This window comes from Chryseobacterium sp. ON_d1 (assembly GCF_006829085.1).
In the GTDB taxonomy this organism is placed as follows: domain Bacteria; phylum Bacteroidota; class Bacteroidia; order Flavobacteriales; family Weeksellaceae; genus Chryseobacterium.
Map to the genome: position 1 here is coordinate 261,071 of NZ_BJTC01000002.1, position 19,708 is coordinate 280,778.

At 36.4% G+C, this 19,708-nt stretch carries 22 protein-coding genes; all 22 read left to right on the forward strand.

Features of this window, described 5'->3' with window-relative positions:
- Window positions 1-7 precede the first annotated feature (7 nt).
- The 22 genes from CRS_RS04575 (at window position 8) to CRS_RS04680 (ending at window position 19,612) form a co-directional block, all read left to right on the forward strand.
- A complete protein-coding gene (locus tag CRS_RS04575; RefSeq protein ID WP_142722903.1) occupies window positions 8-313 on the forward strand; it encodes an ATP-dependent Clp protease adaptor ClpS in 306 nt (101 codons plus the stop codon).
- A 209-nt stretch (window positions 314-522) separates the two neighbouring features.
- Entirely contained in the window at window positions 523-1,137 is a 615-nt protein-coding gene (udk, locus tag CRS_RS04580; RefSeq protein WP_002979122.1) for a uridine kinase, read from the forward strand.
- Between the two features lie 3 nt (window positions 1,138-1,140).
- Window positions 1,141-1,497 carry a septum formation initiator family protein gene (locus tag CRS_RS04585; RefSeq protein WP_002979124.1) on the forward strand — a complete coding sequence of 119 codons (357 nt, stop codon included), beginning with the start codon at window positions 1,141-1,143 and terminating at the stop codon, window positions 1,495-1,497.
- 98 nt (window positions 1,498-1,595) lie between these two features.
- Window positions 1,596-2,759 carry a methylmalonyl-CoA mutase family protein gene (locus CRS_RS04590; protein ID WP_142722904.1) on the forward strand — a complete coding sequence of 388 codons (1,164 nt, stop codon included), beginning with the start codon at window positions 1,596-1,598 and terminating at the stop codon, window positions 2,757-2,759.
- Window positions 2,759-3,199: a DinB family protein gene (locus tag CRS_RS04595; protein WP_142722905.1), complete on the forward strand. Its 441-nt coding sequence runs from the start codon at window positions 2,759-2,761 to the stop codon at window positions 3,197-3,199. The genes CRS_RS04590 and CRS_RS04595 overlap by 1 nt, the downstream gene beginning before the upstream one ends.
- 163 nt (window positions 3,200-3,362) lie before the next feature.
- Window positions 3,363-4,508 (forward strand): class I SAM-dependent methyltransferase, encoded by a 1,146-nt coding sequence (locus CRS_RS04600; RefSeq protein WP_142722906.1) that lies wholly within the window; start codon window positions 3,363-3,365, stop codon window positions 4,506-4,508.
- 138 nt (window positions 4,509-4,646) lie between these two features.
- Complete coding sequence (locus CRS_RS04605) at window positions 4,647-4,919, forward strand: hypothetical protein (RefSeq protein WP_142722907.1); 273 nt, start codon at window positions 4,647-4,649, stop codon at window positions 4,917-4,919.
- Window positions 4,920-5,075: 156 nt separating this feature from the next.
- Window positions 5,076-6,455: a dipeptidase gene (locus CRS_RS04610; protein WP_142722908.1), complete on the forward strand. Its 1,380-nt coding sequence runs from the start codon at window positions 5,076-5,078 to the stop codon at window positions 6,453-6,455.
- Between the two features lie 211 nt (window positions 6,456-6,666).
- Window positions 6,667-7,587 (forward strand): T9SS type A sorting domain-containing protein, encoded by a 921-nt coding sequence (locus CRS_RS04615; RefSeq protein WP_142722909.1) that lies wholly within the window; start codon window positions 6,667-6,669, stop codon window positions 7,585-7,587.
- Window positions 7,588-7,793: 206 nt separating this feature from the next.
- Window positions 7,794-8,687, forward strand: coding sequence for a T9SS-dependent choice-of-anchor J family protein (locus CRS_RS04620; RefSeq protein ID WP_142722910.1), 894 nt, complete (start codon window positions 7,794-7,796; stop codon window positions 8,685-8,687).
- Between the two features lie 79 nt (window positions 8,688-8,766).
- The gene (locus CRS_RS04625) at window positions 8,767-9,471 is read left to right on the forward strand and encodes an SDR family oxidoreductase (protein ID WP_142722911.1); all 705 of its coding nucleotides are present in this window, start codon (window positions 8,767-8,769) and stop codon (window positions 9,469-9,471) included.
- A gap of 231 nt (window positions 9,472-9,702) precedes the next feature.
- Window positions 9,703-10,719, forward strand: a complete 1,017-nt coding sequence (locus tag CRS_RS04630; RefSeq protein ID WP_142722912.1) for a T9SS type A sorting domain-containing protein — start codon at window positions 9,703-9,705, stop codon at window positions 10,717-10,719.
- Between the two features lie 244 nt (window positions 10,720-10,963).
- Window positions 10,964-11,710 carry an electron transfer flavoprotein subunit beta/FixA family protein gene (locus CRS_RS04635; RefSeq protein WP_047429867.1) on the forward strand — a complete coding sequence of 249 codons (747 nt, stop codon included), beginning with the start codon at window positions 10,964-10,966 and terminating at the stop codon, window positions 11,708-11,710.
- Between the two features lie 41 nt (window positions 11,711-11,751).
- Window positions 11,752-12,699: an electron transfer flavoprotein subunit alpha/FixB family protein gene (locus CRS_RS04640; RefSeq protein WP_062674983.1), complete on the forward strand. Its 948-nt coding sequence runs from the start codon at window positions 11,752-11,754 to the stop codon at window positions 12,697-12,699.
- Between the two features lie 189 nt (window positions 12,700-12,888).
- Window positions 12,889-13,488 (forward strand): bifunctional nuclease family protein, encoded by a 600-nt coding sequence (locus CRS_RS04645; RefSeq protein WP_002979146.1) that lies wholly within the window; start codon window positions 12,889-12,891, stop codon window positions 13,486-13,488.
- A 22-nt stretch (window positions 13,489-13,510) separates the two neighbouring features.
- A complete protein-coding gene (locus CRS_RS04650; protein WP_142722913.1) occupies window positions 13,511-14,893 on the forward strand; it encodes a nucleoside permease in 1,383 nt (460 codons plus the stop codon).
- Between the two features lie 117 nt (window positions 14,894-15,010).
- Window positions 15,011-15,565, forward strand: coding sequence for an RNA polymerase sigma factor (locus tag CRS_RS04655; RefSeq protein WP_142722914.1), 555 nt, complete (start codon window positions 15,011-15,013; stop codon window positions 15,563-15,565).
- The gene (locus CRS_RS04660) at window positions 15,531-16,238 is read left to right on the forward strand and encodes a hypothetical protein (protein ID WP_142722915.1); all 708 of its coding nucleotides are present in this window, start codon (window positions 15,531-15,533) and stop codon (window positions 16,236-16,238) included. The genes CRS_RS04655 and CRS_RS04660 overlap by 35 nt, the downstream gene beginning before the upstream one ends.
- Before the next feature lie 78 nt (window positions 16,239-16,316).
- Window positions 16,317-17,411 carry a hypothetical protein gene (locus tag CRS_RS04665; protein ID WP_142722916.1) on the forward strand — a complete coding sequence of 365 codons (1,095 nt, stop codon included), beginning with the start codon at window positions 16,317-16,319 and terminating at the stop codon, window positions 17,409-17,411.
- Window positions 17,412-17,560: 149 nt separating this feature from the next.
- The gene (locus tag CRS_RS04670; protein ID WP_142722917.1) at window positions 17,561-17,962 is read left to right on the forward strand and encodes a hypothetical protein; all 402 of its coding nucleotides are present in this window, start codon (window positions 17,561-17,563) and stop codon (window positions 17,960-17,962) included.
- A 60-nt stretch (window positions 17,963-18,022) separates the two neighbouring features.
- Complete coding sequence (locus CRS_RS04675) at window positions 18,023-18,376, forward strand: hypothetical protein (protein ID WP_142722918.1); 354 nt, start codon at window positions 18,023-18,025, stop codon at window positions 18,374-18,376.
- Between the two features lie 57 nt (window positions 18,377-18,433).
- Entirely contained in the window at window positions 18,434-19,612 is a 1,179-nt protein-coding gene (locus CRS_RS04680) for an acetyl-CoA C-acyltransferase (protein ID WP_142722919.1), read from the forward strand.
- Window positions 19,613-19,708 lie beyond the last annotated feature (96 nt).

The window sequence follows — 19,708 nt, forward strand, 5'->3', positions numbered from 1 at the left end:
TGTTACAATGAATTTTTATAATAGCATAAAAGATTACGAAAACCCTAAACGTCAGTACGAAGAAGATGTTCTTGTCCTGGATGATACGGATGATGTCTATAAACTGGTGCTGCATAATGATGATATTCATACTTTTGACTATGTTATAGACTGCCTTATCGAAATATGTAAACATACCCTGGAGCAGGCTGAACAATGTACAATTCTCGTTCACTACAAAGGTAAATGTACCGTAAAAACAGGTTCAATGGATGTTTTGAAGCCTATGCATGAAAAATTAATTTCGCGGGAATTAACAAGCGAAATCGTTTAAAATAAAAAACCGGCAATCAATTTGTCGGTTTTTTTATTGAATCCGGAGAAGAATGTTGCAGAATGACAATATATCATAAAGACTAACGGGTTTCGGGCTAATCTTTCAATCTTTCAATGCTCTAATCTTTTAATTTCTCAACACTCTTACATTGTCATATTTTATCTAAAATAGTATATTTGTACCAACTATAAAGAAACAAAAAAACAATGCTTGTAATAGGAATTGCCGGTGGTACAGGATCCGGCAAAACTACAGTTGTTGACAAGATACTTCAGCAGCTTGATATTGAGGGAATGAATATCCTCTCTCAGGATAATTATTATCACGACAACCAGGGTCTTACATTGACAGAAAGAGAGGCTTTAAATTATGACCATCCCAAGTCCATAGACTTTGACCTACTGATAAAACATGTGAAAGCTTTAAAAAACAATGAGCCTATTGAACAGCCGATTTACAGCTTTGTCACTCATTCCAGAACAGGAGATCATGTCACTGTAGAACCTAAGAACGTATTGGTAGTAGAAGGAATTCTTGTTCTTACCAACAAAGAATTACTTAAAGAATTTGATCTGAAAGTATTCGTACATGCTGATTCTGACGAAAGATTAATCAGGAGGATCAGGAGGGATACCCAGGAAAGAGGAAGAGATCTGAGTGAGGTATTGCACCGGTATCAGACTACTTTGAAGCCAATGCATCAGGAATTCATCGAGCCGTCAAAAAACGAGGCCGATCTTATCATCCCCAATATGAAGCAGAATTCCGTAGCGATTGATTTTTTAACTACAGTTATTAAAAATTCGTTGAAAAAACATTAAAAAATGGAAGAAAACAACCTTATCAAAGACATTCAGCCGAAATCTGAAACCTTCAAACTTATCCAGAAATATGTTTTGAACAAGTATACCATTACGATCTGTCTGTTTTTGGTATGGATGATTTTTTTCGATAAAACATCATTTCTTGTGATTAACGAACTGAATGGCGAGATTCATAAATATGAAGAGCAGCTGGACTACTATAAAAAGGAGTACGAGAAGAATGATGCTTTTTATAAAAAACTGATGAACAACAAATCAGAAAAAGAAAAATACGCAAGAGAAAATTATTTTATGAAAAAACCGAATGAAGAAATCTTCATTTTGGTGGTAGACAGTACAAAAGTCGCCAAGAAATAAAAGCATGCTAAAGCGTCAATAGTGAACAGTCAATTAAACGTATTGACGGTTGTGAAAGAAAATTCACCATGGACAATTCACCATTTAAACTAAAACTAATGTCAAATACAGATATACTTTCAAACTGGGAAAATTTAGTCAAAAAACAGCTTAAAACAGAGGATATTTACCCTGTTTTAGAGAAACAGAATCTGGAAGGAATAGAGGTGAAGCCTTTTTACACAGAAGTTCAGAATCCTTTGGCAAACCTGCCCAGAATTGAAGAAAGTACCCATCTGGTAGCAAGATACCATGAAAGTCTGGAAGAAGAAGTATTTGCATTTGTGCTGGATCAGAATGTAGAAAACCTTGATCAGAAAACTCTTTTTGTTAATAATAAAGATCTGGCTGGGCATATCAGCCCTAAAGAAGAAGATCAGTATTTTTCGTTGATTGATGTTTTTAATGAAAAAGAAGCAAGTATTGATGATCAGCTGGCAAAGGAATTACTGGCAAAAGGTTTTAAAAGAAACATCTGTGTAGATATTTCACTGCATCAGAATGCAGGAGCAGCTATTGATCAGCAGCTTGGTATTGCTCTGGCAAAAACTAAGGAATTGGTAGAAGCATATGGTGCTGAAATTTTAAATAAATTAATCTTCAGAATAGCAGTAGGAGGAAACTATTTCTTTGAAATGGCAAAGCTGAGAGCTTTTAAAATGGTTTTTAACCAACTGTCAAAAGAATATGGACTGGATGAAGTTCCCTATATTTTTGCTGAGACTTCATTACGAAACAAGGCCGTTTCTGATAATGAAAACAACCTGATCCGTTCCACACTGGAGCTTGCTTCAGCAATGATCGGAGGAGCTGATGCCGTTTTCTCCAACAATTACCTTGTGGACAGAAGTACAGATAACTCAGAAGAAATTTCCTTCAAACAACAGATTGTTTTGGCCTACGAAAGTATCATTAATGTATTTGAGGATGCTTCCAACGGAAGTTACTATGTTGAAGATATTACCCGGCAGTTTGCAGAGAAAGCATGGAATCTGTTCGTTGAAATAGAAGAAGCAGGGGGATATCTTGAGTTATTGAAACAGGGAGTTATTCAGAAAAAGATCTATGATCATGCTGTTGAAGAACAGCAATGGATCGAAGAAGGAAAAATAAAGCTGATAGGAGTGAATTTATACCCTAAATTAGACGTTAAAAAGTCTGCTGCTGATCTATATGACGAAAAAGAAATAAAGGCGGTACGCTGGGCTGAAATGTTTGAATAATGAAAGAAAAACTGATCGATTTATTTGAATACACCTATCATTTCAATGCTGAGATGATTAAAGTTATTGCTGAGAACAGAGCGCTTGTAGATGATAAAACAATCAGTCTGATTAATCATACTCTTAATGCACAACAGATCTGGAATGCCAGGATACTGGGAGAAACTACTTTTGAAGTCTGGCAGATCAATCCTTTTGAGTCTCTGGTGGAAATCAATCATACTAATTTTCTTAAAAGTATAGATATTATCAGGAATTTTGATCCGGATCAAAGAATAGAATATCAGAATTCAAGAGGAACAAAGTTTGAAAACACTATTTTTGAAATGCTTTTTCATGCAGTCAATCATTCTACTTATCACAGAGGGCAAATCAACTCTTTGCTTAAGCAAAGCGGAATAACTCCGGTATTGACTGATTATATTTTTTATAAGAGATAATTTGATTAATAATCATTTTCGAATAAGATTTTGTATTCTGATATGTAAAATGAGACATTAAGCATCTATGGAAATCTTTTATGCGGTTTAGAAGGAATGAATAAATTCAAATATTAGAATTACGTAAATAAAACATAAGCATCTGTGAAAATCCGTGTCATCTGTGGTTAAATTAATAAACAAGGAAATTCAAAATTACATCAATGCAAATCTGAATACGGATTTACATACATTATTGCTGAAAAAATCCCCGTTTCCGGAAGTGTCAATGCATGAAATAGTTCAGCAGATCAAAGGAAAACAGGTTGCAGAAAAGAAATTTCCTTTCTTACTGAAAGAGGGAATTGTTTTTCCACCGCAGCTTAATCTGGAACAGTCTTCATCAGAAAAAACGGCCCTTTATAAATCTGAAATTTTAAATGGAAATACATTCATAGACCTTACAAGCGGTTTTGGTATTGATGCCTATTATCTGTCTCAAAACTTTGACGATATTACTTTAATAGAGCAGAATACAGAACTTCTGGAAATTGTTGAACATAATTGGAATATTTTGGGCCGTCGCGCAAAATTTATCAATAGAAAGCTAGAGGACTTCCTTGCTGAAAACAAAGAAAATTTTGATGTTATTTATCTGGATCCGGCAAGAAGGGACCAGCATAAAAATAAAGTTTTTCTGTTGGAAGACCTTTCTCCTGATATTCTTGAGATTCAGGAAAAATTACAGTCTGTTTCCAGTCTGGTAGTCATTAAGCTCTCACCACTGATTGATCTTAAATATCTTATTTCAGTGTTGCCGGGTATTTCACGGATTGATATTATTGCGGTGAAAAACGATGTGAAAGAAGTTGTTGTATTCCTTTCCAATGAGAATACCGCGAAGATGATCTGCAACTGTGTAAACCTTGAAAGCAGAGAATCTGCCTTTAGTTTTATATTTGGGGAAGAAGAAACTGCTCAATCTGACTATTCTGAGCCTGAAAAATACATTTATATTCCTAATAACACTATTTTGAAAGCAGGCGTTTTTAATTTGATTTCACAGAAATTCGGATTAAAGAAGCTTCATCCTAACAGTCATCTTTACACTTCAGGTGAAAGAATTACAAACTTTCCAGGAAGGATTTTTGAAATGGAAATTGTTGATTCTAAAAGTATTAAAAAGAAAGGCCAGTTTAATATTATTGCCAAAAATTATCCTTTAAAACCCGAGGAAATCAAAAAAAAATATAGTTTGAAAGACGGAGGTGATCACTATCTTATTTTTACACAATCCAAAAAAGGGAAAATAATATTAAAATCAGTATAAAAATGTTGCCGAAAAAAGCAGGATTTCTTACTTTTGGGCAATCAAAAATTTAAGCATGAAATCGCTTGCCGTTTGGAAAATCAGATAGACTACAAATAGTGCGGTTCCATATTACTCTTTAAAAAAATAATTTTACATATGAAAAAATTAGTTATATGTTTAGCCATTGCAGCAGTAGCGGTAAGCTGTAAAAAAGTTCCGCAGGGAGGAAACAGAGGTACTTTGAAACTTGAAGAAGGGGTAGAAAGATATTCTGATGATCCTCAGGGGGAAGCTCACGGACATGAAGCTGCTACAGCAGAACATAAAGAAGAAGCTCCTGCAAAACCGGAAGCTGCCGCTCCAAAAACAGACAGTACTGCAGCTGCAAAACCTGCTGAAGCTGAAAAGGCTCCAAAAGCTGAACACTAATTAGTAGTACAAATATATAAGTGCCCTGTTTCCGCAGGGCATTTTTTATTAAAAAAGATATCTACAGGGCTCATTAGCATAGGGTTGGGAAAATACTGCCTTTTTGTTTGTCCCTGCCAGGCATTTTTTTTAATTTTAACAAAATAAATTTTTACAATGCAAGAGACATTAAATTACATTAACGAAAACAAACAGCGTTTCGTGGATGAATTATTTGAGTTATTGAGAATTCCTTCCATTTCTGCAGATCCGGCGTATAAAGATGACGTTTTGAAGTGTGCAGATGTAGTGGCAGCACACCTTAAAAATGCAGGGGCTGATCATGTAGAAGTTTGCCAGACCAAAGGATACCCAATTGTTTTCGGAGAGAAAATTTTAGATAAAAACCTGCCTACAGTATTGGTATATGGACATTATGATGTTCAGCCTGCAGATCCATTGGAATTATGGACAAAACCTCCTTTTGAACCTTATATTGAGAAAACTGAATTGCATCCTGAAGGAGCAATTTTTGCCAGAGGTTCTGCGGATGACAAAGGACAGTTTTTCATGCACCTGAAAGCTTTCGAAGCCATGATGAAGACCAATGCTCTTCCTTGCAACGTTAAATTTATCCTGGAAGGAGAAGAAGAAGTGGGATCTGTAAGCTTAGGAGATTGGGTGAACGAAAATAAGGAGAAATTAGCCTGTGACTGCATCTTAATTTCTGATACTCATATTTATAGTAATGAACAACCGACTGTAACAACAGGGTTAAGAGGCTTAAGTTACGTAGAAGTAGAAGTGGAAGGTCCAAACAGAGATTTGCACTCAGGACTTTACGGAGGGGCCGTTCCAAACCCTATTCACGTTCTTTCAAGAATGATCGCGAATCTGATTGATGAAAACGGACACATTACTATTGACGGATTCTATGATAATGTAGAAACAGTATCAGATGCTGACAGAGCAGAGATGAACAAATTGAAAGACAATCCGGAGGAATTCAAGAAATCAATTGGATTAAGCAATATTGAAGGGGAAAAGGGATATACTACTTTAGAAAGGACATCGATCCGCCCTACATTAGACTGCAACGGAATCTGGGGTGGTTATACAGGAGAAGGCGCAAAAACAGTAATTCCTTCAAAAGCTTTTGCTAAAATTTCAATGCGTTTGGTTCCTTACCAGACTCCACAGGAGATCACAGAAAAATTCACGAAATATTTTGAAAAGATCGCTCCGGATACAGTAAAAGTTAAAGTAACTCCTCACCACGGAGGAATGCCTTATGTCTTACCAACGGGTACCAAAGAATTTGCTGCAGCAAAACAGGCAATGGAATCTGCATTCGGAAAAGAAGTTCTTCCATACAGAGGAGGGGGAAGTATTCCGATTACCGCTATGTTTGAGCAGGTTTTAGGAGCTAAATCCGTATTGATGGGCTTTGGGCTGGATTCTGATGCAATACACTCTCCAAACGAGCATTATGGATTGTTTAATTTTTATAAAGGAATTGAAAGTATTCCATTGTTTTTTGAAAATTATTCAAAGTAATTTAATAATAATTGTATATGATAAGGCATTTCTGTGAAGAAAAGCCTTATTTTTTTGTTCTCTTTAAAGAAGAAAAGGCTGTTTTAAGAACCTGATTTAGCAGATTTAGAAATTAAATACCCTGAAAATAAACGGGTTATTTTTTTATTGGCAATAAGTTATTTCACCATTCGTGGAAAGTTTATATTTTTAATACAAAACTTGATTTGCTATGAAAAAATACTACTCAATTGCATGTATATTATCATCAATTTGCTTTTTTGCGCAACAGACCGTATCATTTGAATCCAATGAAGGGTTCAACATTGGAAGCATCAATGGACAAGCAGGGTGGATCAGTACTCCAACCGGAGGTATTCCTGAAAATGTAACTCATCAGACCATTAGCTCAGATAAAGCCAGTGATGGTAGCAGTTCCCTGAAAATTGTCAAAGAAAATACTTACGGAACCCAGTCTGATCCTGTTATCGGAGGTTTTTACAACCTGTCAACCCCGCTTGCCTATAATAATTTTTCTGTATCATTTGATATTAATATATCCCAGCTTAACGGGTCTGATTTTGGCTTCCAGGGGGTCAGCAGTATTGATGATCAGTTTGTTGTAAGACTGGATTTTAATAAAACAGGGTTAGTGAAAATTCTGAATATCATAGCTGGTGTACAGAATCTCATTTCTACATCGTCAGTCTGGCTGCCCAATACCTGGTATCGGTTTAAAATCGTAGGGACTGCTTCGCAGGTAAGATATTATCTTAATAATATTTTAATTTACACAGGGGTGGCTGCAGGCTCTCTTAATATAGACCAGTTACGTTTTGTACATAACAATGCGTTGGGATTGGCTTATATAGATAATATTAAGATTAATAGTGAATTGCAGATATTGGGAATTAAGGATTCTGAGACATCAGCTAAAGAAATGACAATTTATCCCAACCCGGCATCAGATTATCTGAAGATCCATACAGACATAAAAATCGATAAAGCAGAGATTTTTGATATGAATGGAAGAAGAACAGATGCAGATATAAACGGAAATCAAATCGATATCAGAAACCTGAATCCCGGAAATTACATGATCAGCATTGAAACTAAGGTTGGTAAATCAACCGGAAAATTTATAAAAAAATAGTACTTAAATAGTTCTGTAAGGCGCTCCAATTGGGGCGTTTTTGTTTTTCTTAACACAAATAAGAATAAGTTATTTTGTATTATTTTCTATATTTTATCAATAAATGTGTTCAAAATTTATTTTATACTTTGTTTTGGTTAATATATTATTTTATTTGTGTATTTGAATTGTATTTTGTACATTGTCAATGTATAAAAATATGTATTATGAAAAAAATATTACTTTTGGGTGCATTTATGGGGTTGTACACCTTACATGCACAGACTACAATTTTTCAGGAAAACTGGGATGGTGCCGGACCGGGAATCGGAGCATGGACTCTGTATAATTTAGATGGAAATACTCCGATCAGTGCTGTAAACGCTGGTGGAGATGGCTTACCCGCATTGGTTACTAATGCATGGAATGTCCTTTCATTATCCCAAATTCAGAACTCAGGACCAGATTACACTGGCTTTGCTTACCCATCCGGAGCTACCGGAATGTCAGGTAATGTTGCCGTGTCAAATTCATGGTATGATCCGGCAGGAGTAGCGAATGACTGGCTTGTATCCCCCCAGATCAGTATACCGGCCGGATCAACAGGTGTTAATCTTACCTGGGTTGCAACCAGTCTTGGCGCAAGTTCATTCTTGGAAGATTATAAGGTTTACATATCAACAACCGGAAATCAGTCTTCGAACTTTACAACCATTTTAAAAACTGTTACCAACCAGCCCAACACAGGAAGTACCCATACTGTCAGCTTAAATAGCTATGTAGGTCAAAATGTTTATATAGCATTCAGAAATGACAGTAACGACCAGTATATTATGCTTCTGGATAATATTAAAATTACCGGGACAACTCCGTTAGCTGTTTCTGAATCGGCAAAAGCAGAAACAAAGATTTCCGTCTATCCGAATCCGGTATCTGATATGCTGATTATTAAATCTAAAGCCAAAATTAATGGGGCAGAAATTTTTGATCAGGGTGGAAGAAAAATGAATACAGTATTGGATGGAGACAGAATAAATGTCAAAGGACTGGCTTCAGGAAGTTATATTGTTACTATTGAAACCAAAGAAGGTACAATTACCGAGAAGTTCATCAAAAAATAATTACTGATAAATCTTAGTATTAGCAAAACGCTCCAATTGGAGCGTTTTTGTTATTTTAGAGAATTAAAATTTTAATCATATGTCAGAAAATAAAACAGCTTATATAACGGGAGGAACTAAAGGAATAGGCTTTGGGATTGCGAGAATTTTACTTGAAAACGGTATTTCTGTAGCATTTTCAGGAAGAAAAAGAGAAGATGTCCAGAAGGCGGAAGAAGAGCTCAGAAAGTACTCAGAAAACGTATTGGGAATTGTTTCTGATGTAAGAAGCCTGGAAAGTGAACAGGAAGCAGTGAAATATACCATTGAAAAGTTCGGAAGGCTGGATTATGTTATTGCAAATGCAGGACTAGGAATATTTAAGCCCGTAGACGAACTATCCGCAGCAGAGTGGAATGATATGATAGAGACCAACCTTACAGGTGCTTTTTACACTCTGAAAGCCTCCGTGGAGGAACTGAAGAAGACAGAAGGGTACTATATTACCATTTCCAGTCTTGCCGGCGCCAATTTCTTTGAAAACGGAACAGGATATAATGCTTCAAAATTTGGAGTGGTAGGATTTACCCAGGCTGCCATGATTGATTTAAGAAAATACAATATTAAGTCCACGGTGATTATGCCAGGTTCTGTAGCGACTCATTTTAATGGCAATATTCCATCAGAAAAAGACAGCTGGAAGATTCAGCCCGAAGATATGGGGAACCTTGTATTGGATATTCTGAAGATGAATCCAAGAGTTTTGCCAAGTAAAATAGAGTTTAGGGCAATGAAACCTTCTTAACCACAGAGAATTAAATTGCTTACATTAAAATAAGAACTGTTTTAAATCACAATCAATTAGCTAATGCATTAGTTAATATTTTTATTTCAGACAACCTTTTCAGTTTTATATTGTCTTATAGACGGAAGTGAATTCTTCTTCATTTAATTATTAACAGAAAACTTACCTAATAACTGGTATTGATTCTATTTTTAAACTGAAGTAAGTTTGGCATCGAATTAAAAATATTATATGAAAAATTTTCTATCAATTAATGTATTCTTGTTGATTTTATTTCAGACCCTGAAAGCCCAGACCCTGGAAAGTGACAATTTTAATGCTTATACCATCGGAAATGTAGGAACGGATATCACCGCATCTGTTCCTGGCCAGGGCGGGTTTTATACTGATTTTCCGGGAGGTTCCAATTCAGAAGCGCAGATTGTGAATATAGATGCTTCACACGGAAAATCTTTACAGCTTACAGGAAGTGCAGGTGCATCTGCAACAAAGTTTATGTGGAAGAATGGGTTGGGTACAGCCTGGGCTGCAAGAACCTCAGGGAATGATATCCTTAAACTGAGCTTTAGTCTGTACACAGGAAACGCAACTGGCGGTGTAGGAAGAGGAACTGTTTTAATTTATGACGGCACAACCCATAAAACACTGCTTGGGGCAGGGTATGAATATGATACGCAGCGGATTGTAGGGATTGCGTACTACACCAAAATATCAAATGGAGTAACAGGGAACTATCTTTTTTATCTGGAGCCACCTACCTATTCCTACCCACCTAATACCTGGATTACTCTGAACTGTACATTTAATAAAACTACAGGAGCAGTTACGTGGACAACGCCTGGAGGTGTTACTTACGGGCCTGCATCCACGCATGTTCCGGCAGCGGCAGGTGTAGATCCTTTTGAGCTGGATTTTGTTTCAGTAGCCGGTGTAGGGAATACTATAGCGCATATCACTTCTTTTGATGACTATATGGTAACCGCAACGAATAATGCGACATTGGTAACCAGAGAGGCTATGGCAGAAGAATCCAATGTTTCAGTCTATCCGAACCCTGCAGCTGATTTTATTCATATACAATCTGAATCGCCTGTTACTAAAATTGAAATTGTTGATATTGCAGGAAGAAAAAAGGATATGCATTTTGATCATGAAAAAATAGATATCAGAAATTTGACCCCCGGAATTTATATCATCACCATGGAAATTAAGGGAAGCAAATTTTCTAAAAAGTTCATTAAAAAATAATACAAATCATTATTTTGATAACATAAAAACGCCCTATTTCAGGGCGTTTTGTTAATTTTAATGCTCTGAATAGCAAATCAATATATATTATGCATGCATAATATATTTTTTGCTTATATTAGCAAAAATTAATTCAAACAAAATCTCTGCAAAAATCGTCATGGATTAATGCATCAAAGGGAAAATAAAATAGTACACATGAAACCGTAAGGTTACATATGACAATAAAAACAATAAGCAACATATGAAAATATTAGTTTGTATTAGTAGTGTTCCGGATACTACTTCCAAAATTAACTTTACAGCAGATAAATCTGCTTTCGACAAAAACGGAATTCAGTGGGTGATCAACCCTCTAGATGAATTTGCATTGACAAAAGCGGTTAAACTTCAGGAATCTCAGGGAGCAACAGTAACAGTAATCAACGTAGGGGATGCTGCTACAGAACCTGTAATCAGAAAAGCTCTGGCAATTGGTGCCAACGATGCGGTAAGAGTAAATCTTGATCCGAAAGACAGTTATTCTACAGCAAAAGAAATTGCAGCGGTAGCTCAAAACGGAGGCTATGATCTTATCCTTTGCGGAAAAGAATCTATTGATTATAACGGAGGTTCTGTTCCGGGAATGGTAGCCCAGTTACTGAACCAGCCTTTCGTAAACGCTTCTGTAGGATTAGACGTAAACGGAAGTGAAGCTACAGCAGTAAGAGAAATTGAAGGAGGAAAAGAAACTATTTCAGTAAAATTACCAGCAGTTATTGCAGGTCAGAAAGGATTGGTAGATGAGAAAGATCTTATCATCCCGAATATGAGAGGAATTATGTCTGCAAGAACAAAACCATTGCAGGTAGTAGAACCTTCTTCTTCAGAAGTAAAAGTTCAGGGTGTATCTTATGACAGTGTTCCGCCAAGAGCAGCTGTGAAGATGGTTTCTCCTGATAACCTGGATGAATTGGTAAGATTACTTCACGAAGAAGCTAAAGTAATCTAATCTTTAAATTTTTCAATCTTTAAATTTTTAAATGTAAAACAATGGCAGTATTCGTATACGCAGAAAATATAAACGGAGTTTACAAAAAAGCAGCTTTCGAAGCAGTTTCTTATGCTAAAGCTATCGCTGACAAGGCAGGAGATACTGTTACAGCAATCTCTGTAAATCCAACTGATTCTTCAGATTTATTATACAAATATGGAGCATCAAACGTAATCAATATCAAAGACGAAGGTCTTAAGAACTTCTCAGCAAAAGCATTTGCGCAGGCTGTAAGTGAAGTAGCAGATGGAAATATCATCGTTTTTCCTCATACTACTGATGCTTCTTCTATCGCTCCAATGCTTGCTGTAATGAAAAACTATTCATTGATCACCAATGCGCTGGAAGCTCCCGAAAGTCTTTCTCCTTTTCAGGTAAAAAGAAGAGCTTTTTCAGGAAAAGGTTTCATGCATGCTAAAGCTGAAGGAAACGGAGTAATCGTTACGGTTTCTCAAAATGCCTTCGGGGTTAAAGAAAATGCAGTGTCAGGTTCAGAAGAAGTGAAAAATTTATCTGTAGCGAATGAAGATACCAAGGTGATTTCTCATGAGCAGAGTTCAGGGAAATTAGACCTTAAAGAAGCTGAAATCGTTGTTTCTGCCGGTAGAGGGATGAAAGGTCCTGAAAACTGGGGAATGATTGAAGATTTGGCAAACGTGTTAGGGGCTGCTACAGCATGTTCCAAGCCAGTTTCTGATATCGGATGGAGACCTCACACAGAGCACGTAGGGCAAACAGGTAAAGCGATTTCACCCAACCTTTACATCGCTGTAGGGATTTCCGGAGCGATTCAGCACCTTGCAGGGGTTAACTCTTCAAAAACGATCGTAGTGATCAACAGCGATCCTGAAGCACCATTCTTCAAGTCTGCTGATTATGGGGTAGTAGGTGATGCTTTCCAGATCATTCCTGCACTAACAGAAAAAATTAAAGCAATAAAAGGATAAGAAAGTGAATTGTAAATAGTCAATTCGCTTTGCTCGTCAATTTTTAATTAAATAATTCACTTGCGAAGCAAAATTCACTATTGATCATTCACGACTGTTCACCAAATATATAAAAGCTCGGCTTTCCGGGCTTTTATTTTTGCGTAAAAAAGTGAAATCACAATAAAAAATTAATCTATATTTGTAGCTATGGATTATAAGCAGCTAATTATTCGCGGAATATCGTACAGCCAGACTCAATCAGGTGCGTACGCATTGTTACTGGAGCATGAAGAAACACACATAAAATTACCTGTTGTTATAGGAAACTTCGAAGCCCAGTCTATCTCTCTAGGATTGGAAAAAGATATTCATCCACCGCGTCCTCTTACTCATGATTTATTCACAAAATTTATAGTTTCTGCCAATTATGAGTTGGTTTCTGTCATTATCTATCAGATTGTAGACGGAGTATTCTTCTCCAATATCAACTTCAAAAATAAAGTGACGGATGAAGAACTGATCCTTGATGCCAGAACTTCTGATGCTGTTGCAATGGCTGTAAGATTCGATGCACCGATATTTACAACTCAGCAGGTCTTAAATGAAGCAGGAATTTTACTGGAACTGGAAGACGTTTCAAAAGAAGACCAGTCTTTCTCGGAAACTGTACAGACAGAAGACAACCTGAAATCTCTTTCCATGGAGGAGCTTCAGAAGTTACTGGATGAAGCCGTGAAAGAAGAAGACTATGATACTGCCCTTGAAATCCAGGAAGAAATCAAGAGGAGGAAAAAGAAAATTGACTAAAGAGATACTTTTTATATAAACTATGAATTTAAAATTACGACTGACCATCCTCAGTTTTCTCCAGTTTTTTGTTTGGGGAGCATGGCTGATAACGATGGCAAACTTTTGGTTTGGCACAAAACATTGGGACGGAACTCAGTTTGGAGCTGTCTTCGGGACCATGGGAATTGCTTCCATCTTTATGCCGACCATTACTGGAATTATTGCTGACCGCTGGGTAAATGCGGAACGAATATTTTCAGTACTGCATATTCTTTATGGGGTTATTCTTTTCATATTGCCTCATTCTGCAGATCCCAACTCCTTCTTTTCGGTAATGCTTGTAGCGATGTGTTTCTACATGCCTACCATCGCATTAGCCAATTCAATTTCTTATACAATCCTGAAAAATAATAATCTGGATGTCGTAAAAGACTTTCCTCCCATCCGTGTTTGGGGAACTATTGGCTTTATTGTAGCCATGTGGATTACTAACCTTAGCGGAAACAAAGCTACCGAAGGACAGTTTTATATTGGAGGTGCGGTGGCAATATTCTTAGGAATTTATGCGCTTACATTACCAAAGTGTCCGCCACAAAAGCTGATTGATAAAAGCTCACCACTATCAGAACAACTGGGATTGAATGCGTTCAAGCTTTTCGGAAACTATAAAATGGCATTATTCTTTATGTTTTCCATGCTTTTAGGAGCTGCACTTCAGCTTACCAATGCTTATGGAGACGTTTTCTTAAGTGAATTTGCCCATTTCCCCAAATATGCAGATTCATTCGTAGTACAGAGATCTACCATCATTATGTCCATTTCACAGGTTTCAGAAACATTGTTTATTTTGGCAATTCCTTTCTTTCTGAAGAAATTTGGAATTAAAAAAGTAATGTTGATGTCAATGCTGGCATGGGTTTTAAGATTCGGATTCTTTGCCTATGGAGTTCCGGATGGTTTTGGACTTTCATTGATTATTCTTTCATGCATCGTATACGGAATGGCCTTCGATTTCTTTAATATCTCCGGGTCACTTTTCGTAGAAACCACTACTGACAAAAAAATTCGTTCTTCAGCTCAGGGATTATTCATGATGATGACGAACGGTTTTGGAGCTGTTTTCGGAAGTTATATTGCTGGATGGGCAATCGATAAATTTTTCACCCATAAGTTTTCAACCGCCGCAGACCTGTCTGCTTATCTTGAAACGACTCCTGATAATCCTACTTTTCTGGAAATTATAAAGAATAGTTTCAATGCTGCTGTTAATTCAGACGGGACGCTTTCCTCTGTAGTGATGGTAAAAGACTGGCATCAGATATGGCTTTCTTTTGCTATCTATGCGCTAGTATTGGCGATATTCTTTGGTGTTTTGTTTAAACACAAACATAACCCGGAAGATGTTTCATCTGTAAAACATTAATTTAAACCAATATTAATAAAGATATTAAATTGCATTTTTGAAAAAAAATGCAATTTTTTTTTTATTTTCAAGGCAACCTTTTGTTAAACATAGCGTCTTATCAATAGAAACAGATCCATGAAGAACATCGAAGAGAATTTTTTATTGGCTAAAAAGCAGGACCGGAAAGGACAGAAGGCTCTTTACGAGATGTTTTCTCCCAAAATGCTGGCCATTGCAAATTCTTATGTTAACAATCTTCATGATGCGGAAGATATTCTCCTGAGTGCATTTATGAAATGTTTCACGAAGATTCATGAATGCAGAGACTGGAAGAGCTTTCCGTTCTGGCTCAGAAAAATTATTGTGAATGACGCTATCACTTTCCTCCGGAAGAATAAAAATATTCTTTATGCAGACGTGAAAATTGCAGATGATTACAGTGAAACAGATGCGGAAGAATATCCGAAAGAAATCAATATTGAAGAAATATTTTCCCATATGCCGGTAGGTTACAGACTGATTTTTAATCTCTATGTCTTTGAAGAGAAAAAGCATGGTGAAATTGCTAAGATCCTTAATATTTCCGAAGGAACCAGTAAAAGCCAGCTGAGTAAAGCAAAAAAATGGCTCGCTGAATTTTTAAAAGCAAAAGAAAATGAAACAAGAACTCCTGAAACAATTAAAATCTGATTACGAAAAGCTTGAAATAAAGCCTTCCGCAGATCTTTGGGATAGGATAGACCAAATTGACCAGAAAGAAGAAAAGAGTTCTATTTTGATCCCTAAAAAGCCATTCCGGTGGTTGAAATATGCTGCTGTTGTAGTTCTGCTGCTTTCATTAGGCGCATTACTTTATTTTAACAAAAATCATCCTGTTCATCTCAATAATCCTGTAGCTCATACAGAACATGCAAAAGAAAAGGTAGAAATAGCCCTTCCCAATCCTGATATAAATGTCCCTGACGATACAGAAGTAAAAAACAGGAAAGATCAGAAAATGGTAAAAGAAAATCTGGACATTCCGGAATTTTATCAGCATGAAGAAATTGCAGAGGAAAAGACACTAGCCGGCATTCAGAAAGAGCAGATTATAGTAGCCAATGAGAGAATTAAAGCTCCGGTACTGGAAAAAAGCATTGAAATAATGCCTGAAATGACGTCCATTGCAGAAAAGAAGAAGACTGAATATATAAAGGCCGATGAGCTTCTGCAGGGCAGAGAATTTCAAAAAAAACGGGAAGAACACAGAACCGACATCAGGAAATTCGGTGCGTTGGATATCACTAAAATTAAGGTTAAAAGTCCCAGCTCTTTTAAGGTTTTAGGGATGACAGTTTATTCCGATTCACTGGAAAGTAAATAAACAACCATTTTTTTATCACAGAAAAACTGCCCCAGAAAAAGGGACAGAACCTCAATATTGTCTTAAAATTAGTAAAATATGAAAACAAAATTAACACGGTTGGCTGCTGTAATGATCTTCAGTTATGGATTTGCTCAGGAATCTCCGGAAAATAATCTGAGCTTCTATTCAAAAAAAATCGACAGTATTGTCGGTGCTGAAAAAGAAAAGATGAATTCAGAACTGGATAAAATCGATAAGGATTTTAAGAAAAAGAAAATCACATCTGATGAAAAACAACAGCAACGTACAGCAGTTGCTACCAAATACCAGCAGATTATTAATGAAAAAATCGACGCCAATAAAGAACATCTTGAACTGGCCACCAAAGAACTTGTAAAAGATGCTGTTTTTAAGTCAAATGATTCTTTAAAACCGGGAAAAAATCAGTTTTGGCTCGGATTCAACGGGATCAATATGAAATTCAACGAAAGACAGAAAAATAATAATCCCAAAAGTTATCTGCAGACACTTGAAATTACCATTGGTATAATAGGAGCAGGTCTGACCGCAAAAAATGAACCTTTCAATTTTTACAATAAGGATTCAGATGTCAAAAATACGGTTATCAATTCCTGGCAGATTGGCTTATGGTATGGCAATCAGATAGGAAGCTATACGAGCCCGTTTTTTTATCGTTTCGGGGTTGGGATGAGGTCTGATCTGTATACGCCCAAATACGGACAGGTCTTTAAGCAGGATAAAAACAGCTTATTTATAGGTGATTTCGATCGTGGAAACCTTAAAAAAACAGCTCTTTACAGTACCTATTTAACCATTCCGGTAGACCTGAAATTTGTTTTATCTCCGAAATATAAAGAATATGAAGGTGTAAAATATCTGGATAACAGGAAGAATCAGCTGGCCCTTATATTAGGTATTTATGGAGGAATTAAAGTAGGAAACCTTAATTATATCAAATACTCCAATGAATATTCCGACAGAATTGTAGAAAGGGAAAAAATGATGCATGGATTGAACGATTTTATCTTTGGAGGAAAATTGGGAATCAGTTATGGCGGATTTAATCTGTTTGTTCAGAAAGATTTTACTCCTGCTTTCAATAACAATGCTTTGCTGAAGAAAAAATATGGACTTCAGATTGGTATAGAAATCGCAAATGTTAATTTTTAATTTAATAATAAATAAATTATTTCTTTAATTAATAAGTAAAAATAGCATTGTTTTTTTACGACTAACGAACGTTTGTACCGTAAAATTGTATTTTTAAAACACACGATCTAAAAGTGTGTTTTTTTTTGTATTTTGGCACTTTAGTAAATATGAAAAATATTCAGTTATTAGGACTGCTGTTAGTTATTGTGGGCAGTTTTTTACCTCTGGTACATGTGCCTGTGATCGGGAACTGGAACTATTGGAAACTAGATCATTATCTGGCCATTGCCTGCTGGGTTTTTTCAGCATGTGCTATGGTTGGAATTGTTAATAATAGTGGGAAAACCGTGAGATTTTTCGGGATTCTGCTCATTCTTTTATTTGGGTTTACCCTGGTGGCTGTAAAAATGCAGTCTTTACAGTACTTCAGCTTTTTACCATTCAAATCCTGGCAGGAAACTTTTGCAGGAATTGTAAAATTAAAATGGGGTTGGGCTGTAGAATTTTTAGGTGCTTTTATAATGGTTTTCACAGGAGGAAGTAAAAAAGTAAATAGAGCACAGATATAGAATGAACTTCTTACAACTATTTTTCAGCAGGAATTTTGTTTACAGCTGCTCTACATGTAAATGCTCAGACAACTGAACAGAAAAAGCTGGAGAATCCGCCTAAATGTACCCATATATAAGGAAGGAAAGTTTGTAAGGCCCAATTATCCTGAAGGAATATGGCATGTGATCATTAAGGATAGTATTCAGACCGAATATTTGAATAATGGAAAGGATTATATCAAGTCAACACTGGTTTTTGTGGATGATTGTAACTACAAAGCAATTGTCATGGAAAAATCTGATGAAAATGATCCCGCACAGATAGGAGATGTATTCAATAACAAAATTGTAGCCACTCAGGATAATCTCCTGAAAGTGAGTACAAAAATTGGAGGAACCCAATTTGATGTGGTATATGTGAAAGTAAAATAAATTCAAACTATAAAAAGGGAATTTAGGTTTCCTTTAGCTAAAATAAAAATTATATACATGAAAGAAGTATTCATTGTTTCCGCAGTAAGAACCCCTATGGGAAGTTTTATGGGAAGCTTATCAACAGTTCCGGCTACAAAACTGGGAGCAACTGCCGTAAAAGGAGCATTAGACAAAATCGGACTAGATCCTGAAAAAGTACAGGAAATCTATATGGGAAATGTTCTGCAGGCAGGAGAAGGACAGGCGCCGGCTCGTCAGGTAGCATTGGGAGCAGGTCTTTCAATCAATACGCCTTCTACGACAGTCAATAAAGTTTGTGCTTCAGGAATGAAGGCTGTGACAATGGCCGCTCAGGCGATCAAAGCCGGTGATGCAGATGTTATTGTTGCAGGAGGGATGGAAAACATGTCTTTAGTTCCACATTATTACAATGCAAGAGTTGCTACAAAACTGGGCGATATCAAGATGCAGGACGGTATGGTGCTTGACGGTCTTACAGACGTATACAACAAAGTGCATATGGGCGTTTGCGCAGAAAAATGTGCAGCAGATTATAATATTACAAGAGAGGATCAGGATAACTTCGCTATAGAATCTTACAAAAGATCTGCAAAAGCATGGAGCGAAGGAAAATTCAATGAAGAAATTGTACCGGTTTCTATTCCTCAGAGAAAAGGAGAGCCTGTGATCTTTGCAGAGGATGAAGAATACAAAGCGGTAAACTTCGACAGAATTTCAACACTTCCTACTGTATTCAAAAAAGAAGAAGGGACAGTGACAGCAGCCAATGCATCTACCTTGAATGACGGAGCTTCTGCATTGATTCTTGTTTCAAAAGAAAAAATGGAAGAACTTGGATTAAAGCCTCTTGCAAAAATCATTTCATATGCTGATGCAGCTCAGGAGCCTGAAAACTTTACTACTGCTCCGGCTAAAGCTTTACCTATTGCTCTTAAAAAAGCAGGATTGGAGATTTCAGATATCGATTTCTTCGAATTCAACGAAGCGTTCTCAGTAGTAGGATTAGCCAATAATAAAATCTTAGGATTGGATGCAGCGAAAGTAAATGTAAATGGTGGTGCAGTAGCATTAGGACACCCACTGGGAAGTTCAGGTTCAAGAATCATCGTTACATTGATCAACGTATTGAAGCAAAATAATGCAAGATACGGTGCCGCAGCCATCTGCAACGGTGGTGGTGGAGCTTCTGCTATCGTGATTGAAAATATCTAATATTCTGTTTAAGAATATATTACCATTAAGAAATGGATAATTTTTTTAAAAACTTATCCATTTCTTAATGGTTTTTTTATTTTTGTGCTACTAATA